This is a genomic window from Streptomyces sp. NPDC101166, from assembly GCF_044768125.1.
Taxonomy (GTDB): Bacteria; Actinomycetota; Actinomycetes; order Streptomycetales; family Streptomycetaceae; genus Streptomyces.
This window is the reverse complement of sequence record NZ_JBIWPF010000291.1, coordinates 1-1,103: the sequence shown is the minus strand read 5'-3', so window position 1 is coordinate 1,103 and position 1,103 is coordinate 1. Positions and strand designations below refer to the sequence as shown.

1 protein-coding gene and 1 pseudogene are annotated in these 1,103 nt (G+C 68.4%); both read left to right on the top strand.

The window, feature by feature from the left end; all coding sequences use genetic code 11:
- Nucleotides 1-591 (top strand): annotated as a pseudogene (locus tag ACIRS4_RS38510) (DNA polymerase IV); the annotation flags it as partial.
- Nucleotides 592-813: 222 nt separating this feature from the next.
- Nucleotides 814-1,103 (top strand): hypothetical protein (locus tag ACIRS4_RS38505; protein ID WP_404204969.1); only part of this gene is annotated, 290 nt, incomplete at its 3' end.

Sequence of the window (1,103 nt, the reverse complement as noted above, 5' to 3'; positions counted from 1 at the left end):
ACCGACATTCTCACCCTCGCCCAGCTGCGCCCGGCCATCGACGCCATGGCGTCCTCGGCGCACCGGCGGCTGAGCGCGGACGGGCGCGCGGCGCGCACGGTGGTGCTCAAGCTGAAGAAGACCGATATGAGCATCGTGACCCGATCCTCCACGCTGCCCTACGCCACCGAGGACCTGGTCACCCTGACCGCCGCCGCGCAGCGCTCGGCCCTGGACCCGGTCGAGATCGGTCCGATTCGCTTGGTGGGCGTGGGTTTCGCCGGGCTGTCGGAGATCCGGCAGGAATCGCTGTTCCCGGAACTGGATCAGACGGTGGACGCCGACGCGGTCGCCGAGGAGCCCACGCTGGCCGCGCCCGGCGGTCCGGATCCGCTGGTACCGCCCGCGACTCGCTCCTTCGCGATCGGAACCTGGTATCCGGGACTGGATGTCGAGCACCCCGATTTCGGCCACGGCTGGGTGCAGGGCGCGGGGCACGGGGTGGTGACGGTCCGCTTCGAGACCCGTTCCACCGGATCGGGTCCCACGCGCACCTTCGCCGCCGAGGATCCGGCTCTCACCAGGGCGGATCCACTGGGCAGCCTGCGCTGAAGGCGTTAAGACCCGAATGCGCGAATTATGAGGATTCGGCCTGAATATGCCGCGCCACCGCCCTCGGACGCGGTTTCCGCGACCGGGCGTTGGTAGTGTCGCCAGTCGGGCAGCGCCGCCGCGGTGTAGCTGTCACTTGTCGAACGGACCTACTCGAACGCAAAGGACGAGCAGTTGAAGCTTCAGAAGACTGGACGTATCGCGGTCGCCACCCTGGCTGTCGTGACCGTACTCGGGCTGTCGGCGTGTGGCAGCGGTGACAAGAAGGAGACCAAGCCCACCAAGGCCACCACCTCCAAGGTCACCGGCGCGCAGAACAACTACCCGGCGGCTCCGTCCGTGGCGGACCTGAATGCCCAGCTGCAGAAGGCGCTGGATCCGAGCATCCCGGACGCGCAGAAGCTGGACATGATGCAGGGCGCCAACGCCGACCCGGCCCTGCCCGGCCGCCTGGCCGAGGCCTACCGGCAGAACAACGCCACCATCACCGTCACCAATGTGACCGACCTCGG